Here is a 23395-nt window from a genome sequence, read left to right on the forward strand (position 1 = left end):
GGACGTTATTAACCTATGCACGTTACCTCATCCAATTTACATATAAAACCGTTTGAAAATCCCGGGTTTGACGGGGACCCGTCCTGGGAGCATCCCCCAGAGGAGAACGAAGCTCTGTTGCACAGTATTGTTAATAATATTCCCGGGGCCATTTACCGATGTACCTATCAAGGTAACTGGAAAATAGCGTTCATTAGCAAAGGAATTGAGCAAATTTCTGGATATCCTGTCTCCCATTTCCTCCACCATCCCATCCCTCGATTTAAAACTCTTGTTCATCCCGAGGATCAAGGGATTGCTCAACAGATTGTGGAAGCGGCGTTATTATCTCAACAGCCTTATCGTTTAGAGTACCGAATTATCAAGGCCGATGGGACGATAGGTTGGGTCCGCGAAATCGGTCAAGGCATCTGCGATCGCCAGGGAAATCTCTGCGGATTGGATGGCATCCTCTCTCCCTTGGCTGAGGTTGACTCTCGCCCCCTTGACCAAAATCGCCGAGAATTATCCCCAGAAATTGCCCCAAAATTGACCATTTTAGAACAAATTAATGAAGGATTTTTAAACTTAAATTCCCAAGGCCAGGTCATTTATATCAACCCCCAAGGGGAAAAATTATTACAAACCAGCCGTCAGACCCTTTGTCAACCTAGGGAAACTCCTGAATTTTTTCCCGAATTGGCTCAATTTTTTGCAGATTTGCAAACCGCTTTAGCGGGTCCAAATCCTCGACCTGTAGAAGCCTGTTATCCCTATCGCGAAACCTGGCTAGAGGTTCGTGTTCATCCTTATGACGGAGGCATATTAGTCTTTTTAAGTGATATCACCTCCCGCAAACAAGTTTTAAATTCCTTACGGCAACGGGAAAATCTCTATCGGACCTTTGTCAAAAATTTTCCTAATGGCGTAATCTTGTTATTTGACCGAGACTTGCGTCATACCTTGGCGGAAGGTCGGGATTTAGAGGCGATTGATTTAGCTAAAACGGATGTAGAAGGAAAAACACTCCAAGAGGCATTTCCCTCGGATATTTGCCACACCCTGGAACCTTTATATCGGGAGGTACTCGCCGGGGAAACTCGCGTGACAGAACTCACCTTTGGCAGTCGCATTTATTTGACCCAAATTCTTCCTATCAAAAATGAGGCGGGAGAGGTTTTAGGGGGTATGGTCATGACTCAAAATATGACGGAATGCAAACTCGCTGAAGGGGAAAATGCCCGGTTAATTGCTTCCTTACAGAAAAGTGAAGCTAAAACTCGGGCAATGGCTTCTTTACTGTCGGAAGCAGAAAAATTAGCTCATGTGGGATGTTGGGAATTTGAAATTGCCACAAACCGAATTATTTGTTCTGATGAAGTTTACCGAATGTTGGGATTAGATTTGAAGGAAGTCTCGCCAACCTATCCAGAATATTTGCAAAAAATTCACCCGGAAGACCGAGAGACTGCTGCACAAGTGATTGAACGCGCAATTGAGGCAGGAGAATCCTATCAGGTAGAACAGCGCATCGTCCAATCTGATGGTTCAATTCGATATATTTCGGCCAATGGAGAACCGATTTTTAATGAAGCGGGGGAAGTCGTTAAGGTTTTGGGGAGTCTGTTAGATATTACCGATCGCCATTTATCCCAGCAAGCTTTAATTAAGTCGGAGGCGCAGTTAGAATTGCGGGCGCGGGAGTTAGAAGAAACGCTGCATGAACTGCAACGCACTCAAACTCAACTCATTCAAACTGAACGGATGTCTGGGTTGGGCCAGATGGTGGCGGGAATTGCCCATGAAGTGAACAATCCGGTCGGGTTTATTTATGGAAATATTGTTCATGCGACTTCTTATATTGAAGATTTAGTGGATTTAGTCAATCTTTACCAAAAACATTACCCCGAACCAGACCCGGAAATTTTAGAGCAGATTGAGGAAATAGATTTAGAGTTCTTATTTGAAGATTTGCCTCGCTTGTTGCGTTCGATGAAAGTGGGGGCGGAACGCATTCGGGAAATCGTGCGATCGCTGCGGAATTTTTCTCGATTAGATGAAGCCGACAACAAACAGGTGAACCTTCATGAAGGGATTGATAGTACCCTGTTAATTTTACAGCACCATCTCAAAGATGACAGCCCGAATCCCAACTCGGATCATAATATTACCGTGATTAAAGAGTATGGAGATTTACCCCGAGTTCATTGTTACCCCAGCGAACTCAATCAAGTATTTTTGAATATCATCACCAATGCGATCGATGCTCTCAAACCCCAGGAACCCCCACGCCAAATCACCATTCGGACTGAAGCAGTCATCCGTGAGCAGACCTCTGTAGAACAGGCCAGTCCTGACTGGATTATCATCCGAATTATCGATAATGGTCCAGGGATGACAGCGGAGATTCAACAACGAATGTTTGATCCGTTCTTCACCACCAAACCTGTGGGAATGGGGACCGGGTTGGGATTATCGATTAGCTATCAAATTATTGTGGAACAACATAAGGGCAAGTTAACTTGTTCCTCGGAAGTGGGAAAAGGGACAGAGTTAATCGTGGAGTTGCCCGTGCATCAAAACTATGAGGAACCGGCGTTGTTTGAATGAATATTCTGGAGTCAAAAAATCAGGTCATGCGGTCAAAAATAAAAACCTTAATTTAGAGGGGTTCTAGTTCTTTGACCACTCTAAGAATCACCCAACAGATTAAAACACTGGCTAATCCGAGTTGCCACAATCCACAACCAATCAACAGTCCGAGGGCAGCCGCGACCCAAATTGCGGCTGCGGAGGTCAATCCCCGAACCCGATCGCGATCGCGCAAAATCGTTCCCCCTCCCAAAAAACTGACCCCGGTAACAATGCCTTGAATGATTCGACTAAAGGCATCGGTACTGTCTAATGCCACCCCCAGTTGCACCGGCAACAATGCCAATAGGGTTGTGGCAAAAGTAACCAGCATATAGGTTCTTAACCCCGCAGGTTTATGTTCTCTTTCGCGATTGAATCCGATGACTGCCCCGACGAACAATGATAACCCCAGTCGTCCCAACAAGTGCAAGGTATCAACAGGAGCAAGGGTGCTAAGATTTGACAAGGTAGAGTTGGCTCCATAGAGTCTGTATCCGTTACTGTACAAGGAAAAGGGTCAAAATGCCACCTCGCCCTCCGAAGGATCCGGACTAGATGCAGGGTCTAATAAGTTTCTTTTATAGTTATAAAAGAGGGTTTTTCGGGTTTAATCCCGGGCATGACGATCGCGATGAAGTTAGCCATCCCTTTCCCTTGAGCATTTTGGTCGGGCATAGGGTCTCATCAGCTCGGTTTTGAGCCGGGTGGAATCAATTTAAATTATATAAAAATAATTTATTCCCAATCAAACTATGCCTTTAGATAGAGGTCAACCTAGGTGGAGTTATGAGAAAAAGATAAAAGAGAACAGTGAAACAAACGAGATGGCTATGCCTAAATCGACGAATTCTCTCTCTTTTCCATCCTCGGATGAACTTCTTTGTTATTATTTGAATTCCACAAGTGAGATTCAGGTAATTAAAAGTGAATGTCGAGAAAGTTGGGATTTTGAGCGTGTTGTATTTCCGGGACAACGGCTTTTTTTTGAAGCTCTTTCTACAGCCCATTTAGAAATTTACAAGGCGAAAAATTCAGGTTTAGAGTTGGCGGCTCGGGTGAAATGCGATCGCTTGCAAGTTACGCAGGAGAGCAGTTCATCTTTCACAACGGTCTCTCAATTCCTAGGGCAACAACTAGCAGCTTGTTAAGTTTCAACAAAATTCTGGGTGATTCATAGGAGTTTAAACACTGCCTATTGATGTAATGATTGGGTGATGCATGGGTGTTAAAAAGAGAGGAGAAGAAGCCATCGCTTTTTCTCCTCTCTTTATTTTAGTTACGGTTTTGACAAAAATCCGGGTTAGTTGGGGGTCCCTCCAATGAGCAAAAGCCGAGTCCAAGGGTACAGTATGGGTTAGAAACCCGGTTTCTTTACAAAATCCGGGCTGATTCGCCACACAGAAAGGGCCAGAAACCGGGTTTTTAGTCCTATCTATTTAAGACTTCACCGGAGTCCTAGCGCTTAAATAACTCAGGACTTCCGCCGATTTTAAGACCCTACGCAACTTTTGAGTGTCCCTTTTGGTGTAAAGTAGAGGCGATCGCAGTCAGGATCGAGAGGGCATCCGGGGCGAGGGTTGAAGCTGGGGTGCAAAATTTAGCCGGTTGAGGATGCGATCGTTACTACTCACGAACGAGGCAGGACTATGCGGACTTACACGATGCAAGAAAGTACCCAAGTTGCGAATCGGGCCACGGCGGATATTACCCAGTGGTTGCAAAATTCACCCCGGACTATTTCGATTCAAAATGTTGAAAATGACCCACACTATCGCGCCATTGATGTGGATTTACTGGTGACGACGGACAGGGGAGAATCTAAGCTAGAAATCAAAGGCGATCGCTATCATAAAACCGGAAATTTCTTTTTTGAAACCCACAGCAATCGGGAAAAAGATACCCCCGGTTGCTTTCTCTACACCGCAGCGGATTGGTTATGCTATTATTTTGTGAAAATCGGCCTGTTGTACTTGCTGCCGATGCCTCAGACCCGGGATTGGTTTCTGGACAACCTCGATCGCTTTCAGTCCAAGTCCACCACGACTCCCATTAGAGGAGGGGGTCATTACACCACCGTGGGACGGCTGGTCCCGATTGCAGTGGTCCTCCAGGAAGTCCCCGAGGTGAAAACATATCAACTCCCCTCAGCTTGGGACGGCAAATCGACACAAGGGCAGTGAACGCTATCTGGGATGTGGGATGCGATAATCCCCGGGGATAGGGGGGTTTCAAACCAGTCTGGCTTCAGCACAGGTGCTCAACCCTTCCGCATTCATGCAATGGATGCCAGATCTCAGTTAAAACTGAGAGGGAGAGAATCGTTAATTAGAGGGAGTCTGCTGTGGATCCGGAGAAGCAACAACAGATCATGGGGTATTTCATCGAGGAAGCTCGGGAGCACCTCGAAACCATCGAAAAAGGACTGTTAGAGTTACAGTCCACCATGAACGATCAAGAACAATTGAACGAACTATTTCGCGCCGCACACTCGGTCAAAGGGGGTGCAGCGATGTTGGGCTTTGGCAGTATCCAAAAGACAGCCCACAGCTTAGAGGATTGTTTTAAGATTCTCAAAGAGGAGCCAGTTCCCGTTGACCAAAAGTTGGAAACCTTATTTTTAAAAGGGTATGACACCCTGCAAAAATTACTGGAACGCCTCCAAGGGCCTTTTGGGTTGAGAGAAGAAGACGGGGCAGAAATTGTCCAAAAGTCCCAGCCTGTGTTTGAGGAACTGAAAAAATATCTGGATGCTCTCGTCAAGGGCGGGGGTGAAGCGGATGCTAGTCGTGATGTTGGGTTAGAGATTGCCAACGAAGTCATTAATCTGTTGCGACAAATGTTGATGCTATTCAAGCAAAAGCCCGATGCAGAAAACCGCAAACGGATCGGGACCCTGTGCAATCAACTGGCTGAAATGAGTCCGCAGATGCAGAATTGGCAAACTTTGGTGAAAACTGCTGCCGGGGCGATCGCCAATCCGAAGAACAGCTATGATTTAATCGCCCCGGTGACGATTAAAGAACTCAAATATGCCAGCGATTTTATCGCCGTGGGCAAACCGGATACGATGCCCCCGAGTTCCTTATTGTTGGAATTGGCGGGTCAGTCACCCCCCCCAGCAGGTATCAAGCTCAAAGACAAGGAGTTTATCATTACGGCAGAGCCACAAGCAGCAGCACAGAAACTCATCGAAACCTTTGATAAAAAACAGCTTACTGTCCTGACGAAGTTGTTAGTCAAAGCGGTGAAATCCTAATCATTTCCAGACCCTTACCGGAGGCTTAAACAGGATAGAGGGCGGCTCGTAGAAATTAAATCATTCTATTGGTCTGTGGGAGCATCTTGCTCTCTATAAGTAGTAGGGAGCAAGGCGCTCCCACTCCTTAATTGTCCGGTATTCCTCTAGGGTTAGGGAGTGGGCCAAATCCGTTGCTCGTAGGCATCAACATTGGGATCTGGGTCGGAATGGTCGTGGCTGTGGCTATGACCGTGATACTGGGTGTGACCGTGACCCTCTGACTGGCGTATCGCTGAGGACCCCACCCTAACCCTCCCCAAGACACAGGGGAGGGGACCGGAGGTGCTCTTATGGGGAAAAACCCTAGTCTTGGAAGGGGGATAGAGTGGGGCATCCCTCGGGTTAGTCTTGACCTGAACTGATGTAAGATAAAGAATTAAGTATTAATAACCCAGGATTTTTTAGGCGGTCAAGGAGGCAGTTTGGCAATTTTCAAAGGGCAGATTTATCTATCTCCAAAGCCGGTTTCAGCCTTTCCCTTCCCCCCAAATTTATAAATTTTCCCTAAATTGTCCCGGTTGTGGTGTATAATCAAACTAGACTGACCCAAGCTAAAACTGGGGGTGGATAACTTTAATTGGATATAACCAAACGTTAACGAATCGATAAGTCAAGAACAGGAAACTCGGTCACTCTACGGATGCAAGCGAACAGAAGGGTTCGACTTGGATCGAGTTTGTTGCCGTAATCAAACCCAGTCATTTAAAAGGATAGAACTTGTATGAGACTGCCTCATACTTAGCGTTTGAGTCTCAAAAAAAAGCATCACTGAAACAAATCGCATCAGGCGATCGCCCTGGGGGATCGGGCGGTTGTAATAGCTTGTTGCGGACAAGCGATCGCCGTTCAATCTTGATTTTTATACAAAAAATTGAGGGAATAGGCTCAAGAGGCCCAATTGCCGGATCTACAGTCCCGATGTTTCCTTGATGCAAAATGATTTGTCTTCCCTCCAGAGGGTGAGAACGTTGCAGAGATTGGGTCCAAAAACTCAGTGTCTTAACTCTATCCCGATGGACTCCGAACTATACCGCATGGATCTCCAGTTTGCCTTCCAACTTATAAACAAACGCAGTGGCGTTTGTCCTGTCCTTTTTTTTCAATTTCTTGATGTTTTTATGAGTATCATCAGTAGATGCCCCGTAGCGGGCGAAACAGACTTACAACAGATTGCTGATCTAGTGAAAACCTGTGAAGTCGATGGTTTACTAGACGAAGATAAATCAATCGCAGATCTTAAATGGATCGTTACCACCTCATCGGTCCGGTCCCGGCGTTTATGGAAAGACTCGAACGGTCACCTGCGAGGATTTGGACAACTTTGGATACCTGAACCGGACGAAGGACTCGATGGATATTTGTGGTTCTACGTTGACCCCAAAGATTCCCTGCAAAATAGCTTTACCGATGGCATTATTCCTTTAGAAACCGAGATTTTAGATTGGGCAGAAAATCGCCTGCGGGAGATTGGCAACAAGAGTGGACTGAGTATCCACTTACATACCAAAACTCGCGCCGAAGCCTTAGTTAGAATTTCCAGCCTAGAACGGCATAATTTTAGCCTAGAACGAACCTTTTTGACCCTGGTTAAATCCGACCTGGAAACCCTACCCCCCCCAGAGTTTCCCCCGGGATTTACCCTGCGATCGGTAGAGGCCCCCAGAGATAATCAAGCCTGGGTAGACTTATATAACGAATCCTTTATCGACCACTGGGATCACCACGATTTAACCCTGAGTAGTTTTGAGGATTGGCAACAAGATCCGAACTACCAACCGGAATTTGATTTAGTGGCAGTCGCCCCCAATGGCACCTTTGCCGCCCTCTGCCAAAGTTCCCTCCAAAACTCCTTACCTCATTCCAGCAAAACCGGCTGGATTAGCTGGTTAGGAACCCGCCGGGGCTTCCGCCGGATGGGGTTAGGACGTTCCATCCTCCTCGCTGCCATGCAACGACTCTACTCTGCCGGTGCAACCAGCATCAAGCTAGGGGTCGATGCCGATAGTACGACAGGTGCAACGCGCTTGTATGACGCGATGGGCTTCCATCCGGTCCAAAGTTGGCTGTCCTACGTTAAAACACTATAGAAAACTGTTCAACGTCCCGACTTCAGTCGTTCTCTTCAATTGTTCGTAGTAACGACTTCAGTCGTTCCCTCCTGTTCGTAGTAACGACTTCAGTCGTTCCCTCCTGTTCAACGTCCCGACTTCAGTCATTCTCTTCAATTGTTCGTAGTAACGACTTCAGTCGTTCTCTTCAATTGTTCGTAGTAACGACTGAAGTCGTTCTCTTCAATTGTTCGTAGTAACGACTGAAGTCGTTATCCGATCGCCCAGGGTTCAGGGAGTGCAAGCATCTTGCTCCAGTCTTAGGGAGCAAGATGCTCGCACTCTTTTCATAAGCATTTCTATAATCCATAATAAAATTTGTACCACAACCGGCGATGCCGGTGCCTGCTTGATCGGATTGGATTAACCCGCAACCATGAAACAAAAAATCTGGATTCTGCTCTGCCTGCTGAGTGCGATCGCCATCATCTTAGTGAGTCTTACTCGCCATCCATCCCCGGTATCCTTTGAGCCGCCGGATGCTCCTCTCTCACAGCAACCGGCAGATCCAGTCCCCCCCCTTCCCGAACCCAGTCCCCTCACCCTGGAGTTCAGGCGGGCTCCCGCAGTTGTCCCCAGTCGCCTGATGGCCGATTTAGAAGCATTAGCCTTTGATCGCTCAACTCCAGATAGCCGAGAACAGTCCCGAGAGTATATCCGCAGTCGCCTCGTAGCCGCCGGATGGGCACCGCAATCTCAACCCTTTGCAGACGGAATCAACCTGATTGCCAAAAAACCGGGTAGGAATCCTGAAGGGGGAAGTATCCTCCTCGGCGCACATTATGATACCGTTCCCGGTTCTGCCGGTGCCAGTGATAATGGCAGTGGGGTGGCGGTGTTGTTGGAAGTGGCGCGACTGTTGCAGGACCGGCAAACTGAGCGATCGCTAGAGTTGGCCTTTTTTGACTTAGAGGAAATCGGATTACATGGCAGTTTTGCCTTTGCCAGCGATCCCAACTTAATCGCGGACTTGCGCGGTGCGATCGTGGTGGATATGGTGGGATATGCTTGTTATCAAGCGGGATGTCAGGATTATCCCAGTCAACTCCCTATTCAACCGCCTAGCGATCGCGGTGACTTTATTGCCGTTATTGGGGATACGGAACATTTACCCCTGCTGGAAGTGTTCCAGATGGAAACGGCGGCTAATAATTTACCGCCAGTTTATACTTTACCCGTTCCCTTTAAAGGGTTATTGATTCCGGATACCCTGCGAAGTGACCATGCTCCCTTTTGGTATCATGGGATTGGGGCAGTTTTAGTGACGGATACGGGAAATTTGCGATCGCCGCACTACCATCAACCCAGTGATATACCTCAAAGCATTGATCAGCCCTTTTTTATCGGTTCCGCACAACGGATTGCTGATGTGATTGTAACCTTATTAGAGAGTCAGGGAAGCCTAGAAACGAACTCGATTCGGACTGAGGCCAATTTGGGGATGTAAGCCGTTTGAATGCCAGGGAAGTAGATTTACGGATTGGGAGTGCGAGGATCTTGCTCGATTTCTTCATGTCAAACTCATAAACGATTGCTATAGAATTAAGGAGAAAACCTAACTTGGGAATCCGTTATGTTAGAAGCGCCCACTCAGATCACCCATCAGGATTTAGCCACCGAAGCGATCGCCTTGATTCGGCAAGCGGGGTGTGAGTATGGGGAGATCCGTCTGTGTCGTTATCGCGATCGCAGTCTAACCGCACGGGATCGCTCCTTAAGTAACTTGAGCGATCGCGTGAGTGCAGGATTTGGGGTGCGGGTGTTACATCAAGGGTCTTGGGGATTTGCGGCGAGTCCCCGCAGAACAGCAGCAGAAGTTAGACGAATTGTGGCCCTCGCGGTAGAGATTGCCAAAGGCAGTCACCTCACGCAACAGACGCCGGTGAAGTTAGTCCCAGTAGAGGGATATCGAGATAGTTATAGGACCCCGATTGAAATTGACCCGTTTACCATTCCTATTGAGGAACAAGCGGATTTGTTGTTAGAGATTAATGAGCGGTTGTTAGGGTATGGCGATCGCGGGATTAAAAAAGCTTCATCTTTCCTGCGCTTTACCCAGGAACAGAAAATTTTTGCCTCTACGGAAGGGTCGTTGATTGAACAAACGATTTACCGCAGTTATCCAGGATATAATTGTACCGCGATTGCCAATGGAGATGCCCAAAGTCGCAGTTATGAACGGCCTCCGTTGAATTGCGGCTATGAACATATTGATAGGGCAGATTTGCTGGGAGAAGTGGACCGCGTGGCAACGGAGGCGATCGCCAAAGTTCATGCTCCCAAGGGCCCTTCGGGAATTAAAACTACTTTAATCCTGAAACCCACCAATCTGTTTCTCACGATTCATGAATCCGTCGGACATCCCACGGAACTCGATCGCGTCTATGGTTATGAAGCGAACTTTGCCGGGACCAGCTTTGCCACCACCGACGGCTTAGGAAGTCTACAATATGCTGCCCCTTGGGTCAATTTTAAGGCCGATCGCACCCAACCGGGGGGACGGGGAACAATGGGATATGACGATGAAGGAGTTATATCACAAGAATGGTACGTTGTCAAGGATGGAATTTTAGTAGATTATCTCACCGATCGCGAGACGGCAGCGCGACTGGGACGAGGGAGCAGTAATGGATGTGCTTATGCGGATAGTTGGTATAACGTGCCGATGGTACGGATTCCCAATCTCGGCTTAGAACCGGGACCGGATGGGGGGAGTCATACAGCGACTCTCGCCGAAGCGATCGCCGATACCGAAGACGGGATTTTAATTGATGGGATTGGTAGCTATTCCATCGACCAACAACGGCGGAATTTTCAATTTGGCGGGGATGCCTTTTGGCAAGTCAAAAAAGGAAAAGTTGTGGGAATGTTAAAAGATGTCACCTATCAGGCGATGACCACGGATTTTTGGAAAAGTGTGGATGCGATCGGGCCCAAATCGGAGCAGATTCAGTGTGGTACCAATCTGTGTGGAAAAGGAGAACCGATGCAGGTCGCCCAAATGACTCATGCCTGTGTCCCCGTCCGAGTTCGAGACATTTTCATTGGCGGCCCTTCTTAAAGAAGGGTGGAGTCAACTCCCCGAATCCATGAAACCCGGTTGCTGAATTCATCAAAAATGGAGCAAGCGGTAGGGACTGTTCCCCAGTCCCCATTCTGTGAGTCACCGGGAAGAAAAAGGTCGGTCCTCTGTGGCCAGAAAATACCAGAGGCCCGACTCAATTTATCAAAAATTCAAAAAAACAGGGAGACAAGGGCAGAGATTGCGGATAGAATCAGAGTAATAAAACTCGCTTGAGCCCAAAATATAGGAGTAACCTGACCCCGAGCAGCAAGCACAAAAAACAACTGAAATAAGACCCAGAGAAACCCTCGCTTTTGAACCTTACCGTCCGGCCATACCCGACGACTATAAAAAAAAGCGGTTTTCTTCAGATTTCCCTTAAAAATGTTATTCAATAAAAACACCGATTGATGCCACAACTAAAACTCAGCGATTCCATACTCAATCGCCAAGAACTAGCGTCGTTGGATGTGTTGGTTTCCCCCATCTGGATTTGGGACTTGGACCAAAATCAGGTGTGGTGGGCAAACGCTGCGGCCCTAAGTCTGTGGGGGGTAAAAAGCATAGCAAAACGGCCCGAAGGAACTTGGAGTAACCCATTTGACGAGAATTCAAGCGGGATTGAACTCGACCTAGAACAATTAGAGCAGGGTACAACAGTGGTGAAACAATGGACCTTTCAAGCGGATGGTGAACCCGTATCCATTCGATGTGCTTGTTCGGGAATTCGGATTGAATCGGGAAGAATGGGGGTGTTAGTTGAGGGAATGACGGAGGTCATGAAGCGCCATGACTGGGAACTTTGGCGCTCAAATGAAGTGCTCAAGCAGGCAACGGTGATGATTTCTCTGTACAAAACCGATGGCACGATGGTGATGCAAAACCCGGTGGCAAAACGGTGTTATGGGGAGGGAAATAGGGAAAAAAACGCCTGGAAAGAGCGATTTGTCCAGAGTAGGGATGGGGAACGAGCGTTAGCTTGTCTTGAACAGGGGAATGTCTTTTATCATGAAACCCAGATGCAAACGTTGCAGGGGGTGCGCTGGCACGCCGTGGAGATTCGCAATGCTAAGGATCCGGTGACGGGCGATCGCGCGATTCTGGTGAATGAGAAAGATATTACAGAACTCAAGGAAGCGGCAGTCCAACTCGAACAGCGCGATCGCCTCTTAGAAGGGGTGGCATTAGCAACTTACGCGCTATTAACCGCCCCCAATCTATCTGAAGCGATTTCTAAGGCATTAGCTGAATTAGGAAATGCCGCCGGAGTCGATCGCGCCTACCTGGTGGAAAATTACCAAAGTCTGACCGAAGAACATCTGATGCGGATCTGCTGGGAATGGGTTGGGGAGGGGATTACTTCCTCGAAGGAGAAACCGGAATTCCAAACCCTTTCTTATGAGGAAAATTTACCGGGTTGGTATGAGACTCTCTGTGCTGGAAAAGCGATCGGTCTCAGGGTTAAAGACTTAAGTGACAATGAACGAAGGCTGTTAGAAGCCCAAGGGATTCAATCTATTTTAGTCATGCCGATCGCCATTGAAGGGCGGTTTTGGGGGTTTATCGGCTTTAACGATTGCCATTATCAACGGCAATGGTCCGAAACAGAAGAATCAATTTTGAAAGCGGCAGCGGGAAGCATTGGAGGGGCAATCGCCCGCCACCAAGCGGAGTCTAAATTGGCGACCTTGAATGCTCAGTTAGAGGCGATCGTAGAGGAACGCACCGCCAAATTAAAAGCCGCCAATGATCGACTCAGAGCGGAAATTTCTGAAAAAGCTAAAATCGAAGAAAAATTGCGCCATAATGCGTTTCATGACGCCCTAACGGAACTGCCCAACCGGACGTTATTTATGCAAGAACTGCGTCAGGAGTGGGAACGGGGGAAACAAAATCCTAACTATTTATTTGCGGTGCTATTTTTGGATCTGGATCGGTTCAAAGTGATTAATGATAGTTTGGGACATGGGGTGGGCGATCGCCTGTTGATTGAGATTGCCGAACGCCTTCGCAAGACTCTGGCAGTGCGTCCCCATAGTTTTCGACGCAATGAACACGCGATCGCCCGCTTGGGAGGGGATGAATTTGCTATCCTCCTCAAAGATATCCGCGCCTTACGCACCGCAAGGCGGGTGGCGGAACGAATTCACGCTTGCTTAACCCGTCCTTTTGCGATCGAAGGACAAGAAGTGTTTACCAGTGTGAGTATTGGGATTGCCCTCAGTTCCCGGGGTTACGAACGCCCCGAGGACCTATTACGGGATGCCGATATCGTCATGTACCGCGCCAAAGCGCTGGGACGCTCTCGCCATGAGGTGTTTGATACCGCCATGCACGATCGGGTGGTGCGCTTGCTCAAGCTAGAAAATGACCTGCGGCGGGCCTTTTCCGAAGGAGAAAAGCGATCGGCCAATCCCCGGTTTTACCTGTCTCCCACCCCAGATTCACAGAACAATGATAGCGCAGAAGAATTGGGGATTCAGACCCCATCCCTGCCCTTTAATTCCGTCAAAAAACCCTTCGCCTTTACCTTGCATTATCAGCCGATTGTTTGCCTAAGAACCGGACGCATTGAAGGATTTGAGGCGCTCTTGCGATGGGAACATCCTGAGTTGGGGTTAGTGCCACCGGGGGAATTTATCTCCATCGCCGAGGAAACCGGCTTAATTGCCCCCCTCGGTCAATGGGTACTCCGTGAGGCGTGCCAACAGTTGCGTCTCTGGCAAGACCAATTTCCCCAATTATTACCCTTAACCGTGGCAGTTAACCTATCGGGACGACAATTTTCCCGGGTTGATTTAATCTCACAAGTGGATCGGATTTTGGCCGAAACCGGGATCGATGGCAGTATGTTAAAGCTGGAAATTACGGAAAGCGCGATCGTGGATAATCCCGAATTAGCCACGGAAATGCTGTTGCAGCTTAAACAGCGGAAAATTAACCTCTGCATGGATGACTTTGGCACCGGGTATTCTTCTTTGAGCTACTTACATCAGTTCCCCCTAGATACTTTGAAAATTGACCGTTCGTTCGTGAATCGGATTGGAGTGGAGGGAGAAAATTCCGAAATCGTGATGACAATTGTGAGCTTGGCTCACGATTTGGGCATGGAAGTAATTGCCGAAGGGGTAGAAACATCGGCCCAGTTAGAGAAACTCCAACAACTGGGATGTGCGATGGCTCAAGGGTATCTGTTTTCACCCCCGGTTGATAGTGAACAGGCGACTCAATTGCTCATTCAGGAAGGAAAATTAGTCACCAAGTTGGTAACATTGGACAGACCCACCGGATGAGTCTGGGTTAAGGGTCTAAAGGAGTGGTTCAAGGGCGCGATCGCTGGTCTTGATCAGCCAAATACACCGCCACTAAAAACTCCTGTGCCGAAACCTTTTGATTCAAAGAACCCTCCATAATCGCCTGTTTAACCTGACTGGCTAATTGACGACCAATTTTCCCTCGCGCCTCGGGGTGCGATCGCCTAGGAAATCAAACCGATGATTGCTGCGGGAGACAAGAAACCGAGTTTCTCACCGCTACCTCATGGGAAATTTAAGAGGGATAAAGGAGGGCGATCGGGCTGTTTCACCCCTGTCAGATTGTGGTATTGTAAAGTTATCCCAATTGGTGATTAGCGATGGAAGGATCCGTAAGTCTTCACATTCCCCAAGAACTCCTAGAAAGCGCCCAACGCCTGAGCAGTCCTGATGAAACCTTAAATGATGTCGTTATCCTGGCATTGGAGCAGGAAGTGCGACGTCGAAAAGGATTAGCTGCCCATCAAAAAATTCTAGCCTTCCACAAAGAATTACCGCCTCAACCGGATGATACCGAATTGATTCATCAGATTAGAGAAAGCGAAGGACGAGAGGATTTATAATCATCTTTCGCTATCCGGATTTGAGGAGTTTTTTTAATCTCCAATTTTATCTAAAATTTAATCTTACTGACCAATTTATAAGCGTTAATTGTTGACTTTAGGCAGGTAAGCCATATATCTTGACTGCCCTTTAAACAGAAGCAAAAACGTAAATCTACCCCATGATTATCTGCCAAGATGATAAAATAAACTATCAGCTCTCAAGTTTTAAAATTTTATGACCCCAGCAACTGCCCCCATTTTAATGAGTGAGGACCAAGCCTTATCCTTGGTAGAATCGACCCTGAAGCAATCCCAAGCGGATGGCGTGTTTGTGAGTCTGAGTGATGGGGAATCTTCTCTGAGTCGGTTTTCTGAAAATCAAATTACCCAAAATATTAGTCGCAGTCGGTTTAATGTGACGATTACCAGTTATTTTGGCAAGCGGAGTGCTTCGGCATCGACGTCGGAACAGGATCCGGAGGCGATCGCAGAGACGGTGAGGCGATCGGAAGAATTGGCGCGAATTGCACCCGAGGACCCGGAATGGGTTCCCCTCCTGGAACCGCAATCCTACGATCGCCGGATTCCCGCTTTTGATGAGGCGACTGCGACGGTTTCTCCCCTGCGGCGAGGAGAACTGGTGAAACAGGTTTGTGAGAAGGCGGCAGAATCCGGGGTGGAAAGTTCCGGGACCCTGAGTGTGGCGGCGACAAGTCGGGCGATCGGCAATTCTCTGGGAGTATTAGCCAGCGATCGCAAAACGGAGGCAGAATTCAGCGTGACGGCTAAAATTGGTAAAGGTTCGAGTTGGACTTCTCGGACTGCCTTTGCGATCGATCGCCTCCCGATCGCCGAAATGACCGAACAGGCGATCGCCCGTTCCGTTGCCTCCCAGTCTCCCCGCAAAATCAAACCCGGTGTATATCCCGTCATCGTTGATGCAGCAGCGTTTGCCGACTTACTCCCTTGGGTCATTTGGAATTTAGATGCAAGGGCAGCAGATGAAGGGCGATCGTTCATGTCTCACACCGATGCCTCGGGCAAATCTGCCGGTAATCGCGTCGGAGAACCCCTGTTTAGTCCCTTGGTCCAAGTCCAGCGTAATCCCGCCCATCCCTTATTGCAATCCGGCACATTTTTCGAGGATGGATTGAGTAATACAGCCTTGGAGATCATCACCGATGGCATTCCCCAAACCCTCTCCTACAGTCGGTATTGGGCGCAACAGCAGGGCAAACAACCCACCGGAATGATGTATCCCATCGCCATGACAGGTTCCGACGCCAGTCTCGCCGATTTAATTGCCCAAACTCAACAAGGTATCCTAGTAAGTCGCGCTTGGTATGTGCGGTATATCAACCCGCGCACCTTAGAAGTCACCGGCATGACTCGCGATGGTACATTCTGGATTGAAAATGGGGAAATTGCCTACCCCATCGAAAACCTGCGCTTTAATCAAAGTTTACCGGAACTGTTGCGAGATGTAGATGCCCTCACAACGGTGCAACGCTTTGGGGGTAGCGTCGTTCCCGGTGTGCGCGTCAAAGCCTTTAATTTCACGAGTAACACCGATAGTATATAACCTCATCCAGAAAGCCTCAAGCGTTAACAGGCAAGGGACCGGAGAGAAACTTTTCCAGCAACTCTTCAGTCCCTCCAAACTTGACCATTTTTGGTTTATAATCGGATTCAGTTGGTTTCTTTAAATTGTTATAAAGTAGGTCTCAATGAAATTTCCAATATCGATTATTTCTAGCTTATATCGCACAGTCCTCCGCCATCCTAAATATCGTTGGCCTCTCATTTTAGGAAGTTTACTCTATCTGATTAGTCCTTTGGATATCTCCCCCGATTTCATCCCAATTTTAGGGCAAATTGATGATGTGGCGTTACTGTTTTTGTTCGTGGGGGGCATTTCAGAACTACTCACCGAATGGATGCAAAGCTTAAATCCCAGTAACGTTCAGGCGGAAGTTCATTCGGAATCCTCCCATCCTGAAACTCAAACCGTTGATGTAGATGCGGTTTCGGTGGATTAGGCGATCGCATCATCTGGCGAGTTGCTGATGTTTTAATTGTCCTTTATTTAACTTGGTCATCTATCATGCTTGTGGAATCCCCAACCCAAACCCAGTTTTATACCTGGAAAACCTATCGATGCGCTTATCAAGTTTATCCGGGAGATGACTCCCAAATTCCCTTAGTGTTAATTCATCCGATTGGAGTGGGTTTATCCGGTAACTTTTGGTATCGGTTTTGCCAAGAGTGGTATCAAGCGGGCAACACCAATCCCATTTATAATCCGGATCTACTGGGATGTGGGGATAGCGATATGCCTCGGGTGACTTATACCCCCGAAGATTGGGCAGAACAAGTCCTCTATTTTATTAAAACAGTTGTTAAAAAGCCTGTAATTATCGTCACTCAAGGGGCTTTATTTCCCGTAGCGGTTAAATTAGTGCAACTGGACAAAGAATTACCCCCAGGGGAAACTTCGTGGATTCAAAAGCTGGCTTTATCTGGCCCTCCTGGGTGGAAAATTATGACCCGAGAAGCATCACCCACACAGAACAAACTTCTGTGGAATTTGCTATTTGATACACCATTGGGAACGGCATTTTATCGGTATGCCCGTAGTCGAAAGTTTTTAAAATCATTTTCGATTAAAAACTTGTTTGAAAATCCCGATTCTGTAGATAAAAATTGGCTGGATATGTTGGAAAAAGGGGCAGCCAATTTGGAAACTAGACACGCGGTGTTTGCCTTTCTTGCTGGGTTTTGGCGGGAAGATTATGAAGAGGCGATCGCCAGTATTCAGCAACCCACTTTAGTGGTGATTGGGCAAAATACTTCTAATATTAGCCGGGAAGGATTAAAGGAGACCCCCGATGAGCGATTGGCGGCTTATTTGAATGCCTTACCGAATGGAAAAGGGGTGAAAATTAATGGGCGGAATGTTTTACCCTATGAAGCAACCGCCGAATTTGTCCAGGCGATCGCGCCCTTTATTCGAGAAGGATAACTAACATGGTGCGTCAGAGACTTAAGTTATTATATGATTTCATCAAATATCGGTCTGATGCACCTTAGCCATTCTCTTGACAAAAAGAGGAATTTATGTCATTAGAATATGAATTAAGAATTGTCACCGATTGGCAACCATTGGACATTTTAAACCTGTTGTCACGAGAACTGGAACTAGAGTGGGAAGAGACGAGGTTGTTTGGTCCGGGGATTGTATTAGGGGCTACTCCCGAAACGGAGCATCGTCAATCGATGATGATGGAAACCTTTGGATTTCAACCCACTGTGGATGTATGGTTCTGGCTGGATTCTCAGGAAAATTACCAATGGGGAAAGCAGATGTTGCTAGATGCATCTATGTTAGTTTTGAATCATCTATCCGGAGATGCAGTTTTGTTGTTTAATTCCGAATCTACGGTATTACAAAGAATATCAGGATCCTTAATTTTCAATCAAAAAATTCCTTTGACCTCTAAAGATGAAATTGAGAAATTCAATCAACCCTTTTATATCCAAACTTTGCGTTCGCTGTTACTGTCCGAAATTAAAGAGTGACGTTGAATCCGGCTCCCCTTCTCCCATTTTGGGAGAAGGGGTTGGGGGATGAGGGCTGCTAAATGGTCAGATGTAGCCGAAGCCGATCGCCTCAGAGTAACCCGTCCAAAACAAAACCCTCCTTGTTCAAAAGGAGGGCATTCTCATTCAGGATATCCTTTCCCAAAACTTAATAAGCGTCTTGTAACTCGTAAAATTCTGGGGAAATATAATCCTTCCGTAACGGCCAACCGACCCAATCTTCCGGCATCAAAATCCGCTTCAAATTTGGATGTCCTTCATAAACAATGCCATACATATCATAGGATTCCCGTTCCTGGAAATCGGCGGCTTTCCAGATCCAGTAGACCGATGGCACTGAAGGATTTTCTCTGGGAACGAACACTTTGATGCGAACTTCCTCCGGGCGATCGGCAAAGTCCGTGACCTTAATTAAGTGATACATACTCACCAAATCTTGTCCCGGACCTGGATCGTAACCGCACTGACATTGGAGATAATTGAATCCGTAGGCATAGAGTGCCGTAGATAACGGAATCAAAAATTGAGCATCAACCTTGAGGATTTCTACCCCCAGATGATCCGGTTCTAAAGCTTCATGTTGAAAGCCATTTTCAGTCAACCATTTAGAAACTTTCCCCGTGGGGACAATTTTCTCTTCAGAAGCTTGGGTTTCTTTCTTCTCTTCAGGCACGTTTTTCCTCCTTCTTCTGACTCGCTTTGAGGGCGGGGGGTACGGGCATTCCGATCGCCTCGGTTAACTCCTTCGGTGGGTTTTGGCGCGTGGCAGACTGCAAATAAGTCCCCGTCAGAATCGGGTCAACCGCTTTCATATTGTGCTGGCGAGTGTAGTAGCGGTGGGATTGCTTAATTTGACCTCGTTCCTGGATCGCATCATTGGAGATTTTCTTGCGAAGTTTGATGATTGCATCAATCACCGCTTCGGGACGAGGAGGACACCCCGGCATATAGACATCCACGGGAATCAGTTTGTCCACTCCACGCACTGCGGTGGGTGAATCTGCCGAAAACATTCCGCCGGTAATGGTGCAAGCGCCCATTGCGATCACATATTTCGGTTCCGGCATTTGCTCATACAGACGCACCAAAATGGGTGCGTATTTCATGGTAATCGTACCGGCGGTAATGATTAAATCCGCTTGGCGAGGACTAGAACGAGGGACCAAACCGAAGCGATCAAAGTCAAACCGGGACCCGATTAAGGCGGCAAATTCAATGAAACAGCAGGCAGTGCCGTACATTAGGGGCCAAAGGCTAGAGAGTCTCGCCCAGTTGTGGAGGTCATCAACGGTGGTGAGGATGACATTTTCTGAGAGTTCCTGAGTGACTTCCGGTCGGGCGATCGGGTTGATGAGCCGTCCTTCACTCAGATTTGGGGGAGTTGAATTAGATTTCATGACCATTCTAAGGCTCCTTTACGCCATGCATACACGAGAGCAATCACAAGGATTGTGATAAAAATGAGGGCTTCAATAAAGGCCAACACTCCGAGTCGGTGGAATGCGACAGCCCAGGGATACAGAAAGACAGTCTCAACATCAAAGACCACAAAGACCAGGGCAAACATATAGTAACGGATATTAAACTGGATCCATGCCCCGCCAATGGGTTCGACGCCGGATTCATAAGTGGTTCGCCGTTCAGGAGAGGTTGCTTTGGGTCTAACTAATCTCGATGTACTGAGGGCCAGGATCGGGACTAGGCTGCAAACTAACAGGAAACCCAGGAGATATTCGTAGCCGGAGAGGACAAACACAATAAGTAACTCTAGCCAGATAGGACTTGTACGACTGGTTTACATTTTTACATAATTGTGGAGGCAGCCGCTAAGAGAACTGTTTGTCTGGGATGGGTCCACCCCGAGGCCCGTCTTCTGTGAGCACATCACCTGTTCGTAGTAACGACTTCAGTCGTTCTCTTAGGTTCGTAGTAACGACTTCAGTCGTTATCCAGTGTTCATCGCGATCGCCAGCAACCCTTTCAGGAGAGTTTAAACCCTTGCCAGTTGTGGCTATGGGGGCAGTGGCGCGGTGATTATCCATCCGGAAACGACTGAAGTCGTTACTACGAACCGGAGGGAACGACTGAAGTCGTTACTACGAACATGGATAACGACTGAAGTCGTTACTACGAACAGGAGGGAACGACTGAAGTCATTACTACGAACTGGGGAGAATCGGGTGGGGCCGATCGCGAAGATTTAACCTGTAACCGTTAGGAATGGAAAGCGGTTCACTACTATGTCATAATCTTTAACATCGTTTTAATGTTTGGACCTTCCCATCCTTTGAGTTCGATGAACACTGAAGAAGCCGTTCAACCTCAAGAACTAGATCAGTATGAATGCCGCTCATGCGGCTACGTTTATGAACCCGAGAAGGGAGATGGCCGTAAAATTGCTCCTGAAACAGCCTTTACGGATGTTCCCCTGACTTGGCGCTGCCCGGTTTGTGGGGCCAAACCCACACAATTTAGCAACATTGGACCGAAAGGGACTGCCTCGGGGTTTAAGGAAAATTACGGTTTTGGATTTGGGGCCAATACCCTGACTGGGGCGCAGAAAAATATCTTGATTTTTAGTGCTTTGGCACTCGGATTCATCTTTTTTCTGAGTTTGTATGGTTTACGCTAAGGAACTGAGTTGCTAGAACCCCTCACCCTAAGCTCAAAGTAGCCGCTAACTGCCGGGGTAACGGCCCGATTGGTTTGGGTGTTACGCCCGTTGATGATTGAGAAATAGATAAATTTTGAAGGTGATGGACTCCATCTTAAAAAGTTTGAAACGAATTGTTGCATTGCTTGCGGTTGTCCTACTCTGTGTCAGTTGCAGCAAGGTCCCCTCTGTAAGTTACAACCCTTGGAATGTCGTCCCTTTACCCACAGAAGCTAATCTTAATGACATTAGCTTTACCGATGACCTCCAGCATGGATGGTTAGTGGGCTCTGAAGCGACGCTGCTAGAAACTGCCGATGGTGGCAAAACCTGGGAACTCAAGCAGTTAGGCTTGGATGACGAACGTTCTCGCCTGAATTCGGTTAGTTTTGCGGGTTCAGAGGGATGGATCGTCGGTGAACCTTCAATTTTGCTGCATACTACAGATACGGGAAAATCTTGGGAACAAATTGGACTCAGCGATAAGCTCCCGGGTAGTCCTTTAACGATTGTTGCTCTGGGGTCCAATTCGGCGGAAATGACCACTAATGTTGGGGCGATCTATCGCACCCAAGATGGTGGAAAAACCTGGAAGGCAATGGTAGAAGAGGCGGTTGGGGTGATTAGAAATCTCGATCGCTCGCCGGATGGGAAATATATCGCCGTCTCTGCGAAAGGAAACTTCTTCTCGATCTGGGAACCGGGTCAAAGTGCCTGGGCTCCTCATAATCGCAACAGTTCCCGACGCATCCAAAATATGGGATTTTCCGCTGATGGTCGTCTGTGGATGTTGGCCCGTGGGGGTCAGTTGCAATTTAGCACTCCAGAGGATCCGGAAAACTGGGATGAAGCGATCTATCCTGAGTTTTCTACAAGCTGGGGACTGCTGGATTTAGCTTATCGGACCCCAGATGAACTGTGGATTGGGGGCGGCAGTGGGAATTTACTCCAGAGTACCGATGGCGGCATCACCTGGAAAAAAGACCGTGAGGTAGAGGATGTGCCTTCTAATTTTTACAAGGTTCTGTTCCTGAATGAAGAGATGGGTTTTGCGATCGGTCAGCAAGGGATTCTCCTCAAATATGAAGGGACCTCGGAAGCGGCCTAACTTTAGGCCCTTAAGAACCGGGAGGGCGATCGCAGCAGTTTTCGGATTTTATTCCCTGAACTTGCTTGTGATGGTTTCTGAAGTTTTGTATCATAGATTAAGATTTTGCGCGTTGTTAGAGGAGGAATCTGAATGTCTACAGGCTCGACTGGAGAACGTCCGTTTGCTGATATTGTTACCAGCATTCGCTATTGGGTGATTCACAGCATCACCATTCCGGCCTTATTTATCGCTGGTTGGCTGTTTGTGAGCACTGGGTTAGCCTACGATGCGTTTGGCACCCCTCGTCCGAACGAATATTTCAGCCAAGAACGCTTGGAACTGCCGATCGTTCAGGATCGCTTTAATGCGAAAGACCAGATTAACGACTTGATGATTAAGTAAATCAATTTCAGGAGGTAGTCCATCGTGACGACAAATCGTTCAAACGAGCCAATTTCTTATCCCATTTTTACCGTTCGCTGGATAGCTGTTCATACCCTAGCTGTTCCTACGGTATTCTTCCTGGGTGCGATCGCGGCAATGCAGTTCATTCAACGATAAGTTTAGGAGAAGTCAATGCCATCTCGCAGTTCTAATCCCAACAAGCAACCTGTTGAACTTAACCGGACTTCCCTCTACTTGGGCTTACTTCTGGTCTTCGTTCTCGGGATTCTGTTTTCCAGTTATTTCTTCAACTAACTGGTGAAGTTTGTCTAGTTTGAGTTGATTTAACCAAGTCCGTAATTTTTAATGGGGAGGCAAGTGTCATGTCTGGAGAAACAAGAATTCCTTTGTGGATTATCGGTACGATCGCCGGGATGGGTGTCCTCACGGTTGTGGGTCTGTTCTTCTATGGAGCCTACGTTGGTGTAGGTTCCTCGATGTAGATTTTGGTTCTATCTGTATTAAGAGATTAACCTCTAAAATCTAACCATCCCGAATAAAAATGCCGCCCACTTTACAGCAGGCGGTATTTTTATGACCGTTATTCATAAAAAAACCCACACCCTCCAATATCCTCTAATGTTCGTAGTAACGCCTTCAGGCGTTATCTTTCCCCCGTTCGTAGTAACGACTTCAGTCGTTATCTTTCTTAGTTCGTAGTAACGA

General features: G+C 47.5%; 23 protein-coding genes. 19 read left to right on the plus strand and 4 right to left on the minus strand.

Features of this window, described 5'->3' with window-relative positions; all coding sequences use genetic code 11:
• Nucleotides 1–15 precede the first annotated feature (15 nt).
• Nucleotides 16–2589 carry a PAS domain-containing sensor histidine kinase gene (locus NG795_RS01095; protein ID WP_367286829.1) on the plus strand — a complete coding sequence of 858 codons (2574 nt, stop codon included), beginning with the start codon at nt 16–18 and terminating at the stop codon, nt 2587–2589.
• 52 nt (nt 2590–2641) lie between these two features.
• On the opposite strand, the gene NG795_RS01100 is transcribed toward NG795_RS01095, so the two are convergent.
• Nucleotides 2642–3079, minus strand: coding sequence for an MgtC/SapB family protein (locus NG795_RS01100; protein WP_367286830.1), 438 nt, complete (start codon nt 3077–3079; stop codon nt 2642–2644).
• Nucleotides 3080–3365: 286 nt separating this feature from the next.
• Between NG795_RS01100 and NG795_RS01105 the strand changes: the two genes are divergently transcribed.
• The 12 genes from NG795_RS01105 (at nt 3366) to NG795_RS01160 (ending at nt 18521) form a co-directional block, all read left to right on the plus strand.
• Nucleotides 3366–3761 carry a DUF1830 domain-containing protein gene (locus NG795_RS01105; protein ID WP_367286831.1) on the plus strand — a complete coding sequence of 132 codons (396 nt, stop codon included), beginning with the start codon at nt 3366–3368 and terminating at the stop codon, nt 3759–3761.
• 498 nt (nt 3762–4259) lie between these two features.
• On the plus strand, nt 4260–4793 hold the full coding sequence (locus tag NG795_RS01110; protein WP_367286832.1) for a hypothetical protein: 534 nt from the start codon (nt 4260–4262) through the stop codon (nt 4791–4793).
• 161 nt (nt 4794–4954) lie between these two features.
• Entirely contained in the window at nt 4955–5869 is a 915-nt protein-coding gene (locus tag NG795_RS01115) for an Hpt domain-containing protein (RefSeq protein ID WP_367286833.1), read from the plus strand.
• Between the two features lie 1160 nt (nt 5870–7029).
• Nucleotides 7030–7998 (plus strand): GNAT family N-acetyltransferase, encoded by a 969-nt coding sequence (locus NG795_RS01120; protein WP_367286834.1) that lies wholly within the window; start codon nt 7030–7032, stop codon nt 7996–7998.
• Nucleotides 7999–8395: 397 nt separating this feature from the next.
• Nucleotides 8396–9466: a M28 family peptidase gene (locus NG795_RS01125; protein ID WP_367286835.1), complete on the plus strand. Its 1071-nt coding sequence runs from the start codon at nt 8396–8398 to the stop codon at nt 9464–9466.
• Between the two features lie 126 nt (nt 9467–9592).
• The gene (locus NG795_RS01130) at nt 9593–11080 is read left to right on the plus strand and encodes a TldD/PmbA family protein (RefSeq protein ID WP_367286836.1); all 1488 of its coding nucleotides are present in this window, start codon (nt 9593–9595) and stop codon (nt 11078–11080) included.
• 413 nt (nt 11081–11493) lie between these two features.
• Entirely contained in the window at nt 11494–14376 is a 2883-nt protein-coding gene (locus NG795_RS01135) for an EAL domain-containing protein (RefSeq protein WP_367286837.1), read from the plus strand.
• Nucleotides 14377–14717: 341 nt separating this feature from the next.
• Nucleotides 14718–14960 carry a YlcI/YnfO family protein gene (locus NG795_RS01140; RefSeq protein ID WP_367286838.1) on the plus strand — a complete coding sequence of 81 codons (243 nt, stop codon included), beginning with the start codon at nt 14718–14720 and terminating at the stop codon, nt 14958–14960.
• A gap of 217 nt (nt 14961–15177) precedes the next feature.
• Complete coding sequence (locus tag NG795_RS01145; RefSeq protein WP_367286839.1) at nt 15178–16524, plus strand: TldD/PmbA family protein; 1347 nt, start codon at nt 15178–15180, stop codon at nt 16522–16524.
• A 145-nt stretch (nt 16525–16669) separates the two neighbouring features.
• Nucleotides 16670–16981, plus strand: a complete 312-nt coding sequence (locus NG795_RS01150) for a YkvA family protein (protein ID WP_367286840.1) — start codon at nt 16670–16672, stop codon at nt 16979–16981.
• Nucleotides 16982–17046: 65 nt separating this feature from the next.
• Entirely contained in the window at nt 17047–17964 is a 918-nt protein-coding gene (locus NG795_RS01155; RefSeq protein WP_367286841.1) for an alpha/beta fold hydrolase, read from the plus strand.
• Between the two features lie 95 nt (nt 17965–18059).
• Nucleotides 18060–18521 (plus strand): SitI3 family protein, encoded by a 462-nt coding sequence (locus NG795_RS01160; RefSeq protein ID WP_367286842.1) that lies wholly within the window; start codon nt 18060–18062, stop codon nt 18519–18521.
• A 169-nt stretch (nt 18522–18690) separates the two neighbouring features.
• Here NG795_RS01160 and NG795_RS01165 read toward each other — a convergent pair whose 3' ends face one another.
• The 3 genes from NG795_RS01165 to ndhC are packed head-to-tail and all read right to left on the minus strand — an operon-like array spanning nt 18691 to nt 20298.
• Nucleotides 18691–19215: an NAD(P)H-quinone oxidoreductase subunit J gene (locus NG795_RS01165; protein WP_367286843.1), complete on the minus strand. Its 525-nt coding sequence runs from the start codon at nt 19213–19215 to the stop codon at nt 18691–18693.
• Nucleotides 19208–19945, minus strand: a complete 738-nt coding sequence (locus NG795_RS01170; protein WP_015150277.1) for an NADH dehydrogenase subunit K — start codon at nt 19943–19945, stop codon at nt 19208–19210. The genes NG795_RS01165 and NG795_RS01170 overlap by 8 nt, the downstream gene beginning before the upstream one ends.
• On the minus strand, nt 19936–20298 hold the full coding sequence (gene ndhC, locus NG795_RS01175; protein WP_015150278.1) for a photosynthetic/respiratory NAD(P)H-quinone oxidoreductase subunit C: 363 nt from the start codon (nt 20296–20298) through the stop codon (nt 19936–19938). The genes NG795_RS01170 and ndhC overlap by 10 nt, the downstream gene beginning before the upstream one ends.
• 540 nt (nt 20299–20838) lie before the next feature.
• Between ndhC and NG795_RS01180 the strand changes: the two genes are divergently transcribed.
• From NG795_RS01180 to NG795_RS01205, 6 genes are all read left to right on the plus strand, one after another.
• Nucleotides 20839–21174, plus strand: coding sequence for a rubredoxin (locus tag NG795_RS01180; protein ID WP_367286844.1), 336 nt, complete (start codon nt 20839–20841; stop codon nt 21172–21174).
• Between the two features lie 124 nt (nt 21175–21298).
• A complete protein-coding gene (locus NG795_RS01185) occupies nt 21299–22303 on the plus strand; it encodes a photosynthesis system II assembly factor Ycf48 (RefSeq protein WP_367287143.1) in 1005 nt (334 codons plus the stop codon).
• Nucleotides 22304–22435: 132 nt separating this feature from the next.
• Nucleotides 22436–22687: a cytochrome b559 subunit alpha gene (gene psbE, locus NG795_RS01190; protein ID WP_367286845.1), complete on the plus strand. Its 252-nt coding sequence runs from the start codon at nt 22436–22438 to the stop codon at nt 22685–22687.
• A 24-nt stretch (nt 22688–22711) separates the two neighbouring features.
• Nucleotides 22712–22846: a cytochrome b559 subunit beta gene (psbF, locus tag NG795_RS01195; protein ID WP_015150282.1), complete on the plus strand. Its 135-nt coding sequence runs from the start codon at nt 22712–22714 to the stop codon at nt 22844–22846.
• Nucleotides 22847–22861: 15 nt separating this feature from the next.
• Nucleotides 22862–22984 carry a photosystem II reaction center protein PsbL gene (gene psbL, locus NG795_RS01200; protein WP_367286846.1) on the plus strand — a complete coding sequence of 41 codons (123 nt, stop codon included), beginning with the start codon at nt 22862–22864 and terminating at the stop codon, nt 22982–22984.
• A 68-nt stretch (nt 22985–23052) separates the two neighbouring features.
• The gene (locus tag NG795_RS01205) at nt 23053–23172 is read left to right on the plus strand and encodes a photosystem II reaction center protein J (protein WP_015150284.1); all 120 of its coding nucleotides are present in this window, start codon (nt 23053–23055) and stop codon (nt 23170–23172) included.
• Nucleotides 23173–23395: the final 223 nt, after the last annotated feature.

Origin of the sequence: Laspinema palackyanum D2c (assembly GCF_025370875.1) — a bacterium.
In the GTDB taxonomy this organism is placed as follows: domain Bacteria; phylum Cyanobacteriota; class Cyanobacteriia; order Cyanobacteriales; family Laspinemataceae; genus Laspinema; species Laspinema palackyanum.

What these genes read in the sequence shown, in the direction of transcription:
- NG795_RS01135 (WP_367286837.1), top strand. Translation starts at nt 11,494, where the DNA reads ATGCCACAACTAAAACTCAGCGATTCCATACTCAATCGCCAAGAACTA.
- NG795_RS01120 (WP_367286834.1), top strand. Translation starts at nt 7,030, where the DNA reads ATGAGTATCATCAGTAGATGCCCCGTAGCGGGCGAAACAGACTTACAA.
- NG795_RS01145 (WP_367286839.1), top strand. Translation starts at nt 15,178, where the DNA reads ATGACCCCAGCAACTGCCCCCATTTTAATGAGTGAGGACCAAGCCTTA.
- NG795_RS01185 (WP_367287143.1), top strand. Translation starts at nt 21,299, where the DNA reads ATGGACTCCATCTTAAAAAGTTTGAAACGAATTGTTGCATTGCTTGCG.
- NG795_RS01155 (WP_367286841.1), top strand. Translation starts at nt 17,047, where the DNA reads ATGCTTGTGGAATCCCCAACCCAAACCCAGTTTTATACCTGGAAAACC.
- NG795_RS01105 (WP_367286831.1), top strand. Translation starts at nt 3,366, where the DNA reads ATGCCTTTAGATAGAGGTCAACCTAGGTGGAGTTATGAGAAAAAGATA.
- NG795_RS01140 (WP_367286838.1), top strand. Translation starts at nt 14,718, where the DNA reads ATGGAAGGATCCGTAAGTCTTCACATTCCCCAAGAACTCCTAGAAAGC.
- NG795_RS01095 (WP_367286829.1), top strand. Translation starts at nt 16, where the DNA reads ATGCACGTTACCTCATCCAATTTACATATAAAACCGTTTGAAAATCCC.
- psbE (WP_367286845.1), top strand. Translation starts at nt 22,436, where the DNA reads ATGTCTACAGGCTCGACTGGAGAACGTCCGTTTGCTGATATTGTTACC.
- NG795_RS01205 (WP_015150284.1), top strand. Translation starts at nt 23,053, where the DNA reads ATGTCTGGAGAAACAAGAATTCCTTTGTGGATTATCGGTACGATCGCC.
- NG795_RS01170 (WP_015150277.1), bottom strand. Translation starts at nt 19,945, where the DNA reads ATGGTCATGAAATCTAATTCAACTCCCCCAAATCTGAGTGAAGGACGG.
- NG795_RS01125 (WP_367286835.1), top strand. Translation starts at nt 8,396, where the DNA reads ATGAAACAAAAAATCTGGATTCTGCTCTGCCTGCTGAGTGCGATCGCC.
- NG795_RS01160 (WP_367286842.1), top strand. Translation starts at nt 18,060, where the DNA reads ATGTCATTAGAATATGAATTAAGAATTGTCACCGATTGGCAACCATTG.
- NG795_RS01180 (WP_367286844.1), top strand. Translation starts at nt 20,839, where the DNA reads ATGAACACTGAAGAAGCCGTTCAACCTCAAGAACTAGATCAGTATGAA.
- NG795_RS01130 (WP_367286836.1), top strand. Translation starts at nt 9,593, where the DNA reads ATGTTAGAAGCGCCCACTCAGATCACCCATCAGGATTTAGCCACCGAA.
- NG795_RS01150 (WP_367286840.1), top strand. Translation starts at nt 16,670, where the DNA reads ATGAAATTTCCAATATCGATTATTTCTAGCTTATATCGCACAGTCCTC.
- psbL (WP_367286846.1), top strand. Translation starts at nt 22,862, where the DNA reads ATGCCATCTCGCAGTTCTAATCCCAACAAGCAACCTGTTGAACTTAAC.
- NG795_RS01110 (WP_367286832.1), top strand. Translation starts at nt 4,260, where the DNA reads ATGCGGACTTACACGATGCAAGAAAGTACCCAAGTTGCGAATCGGGCC.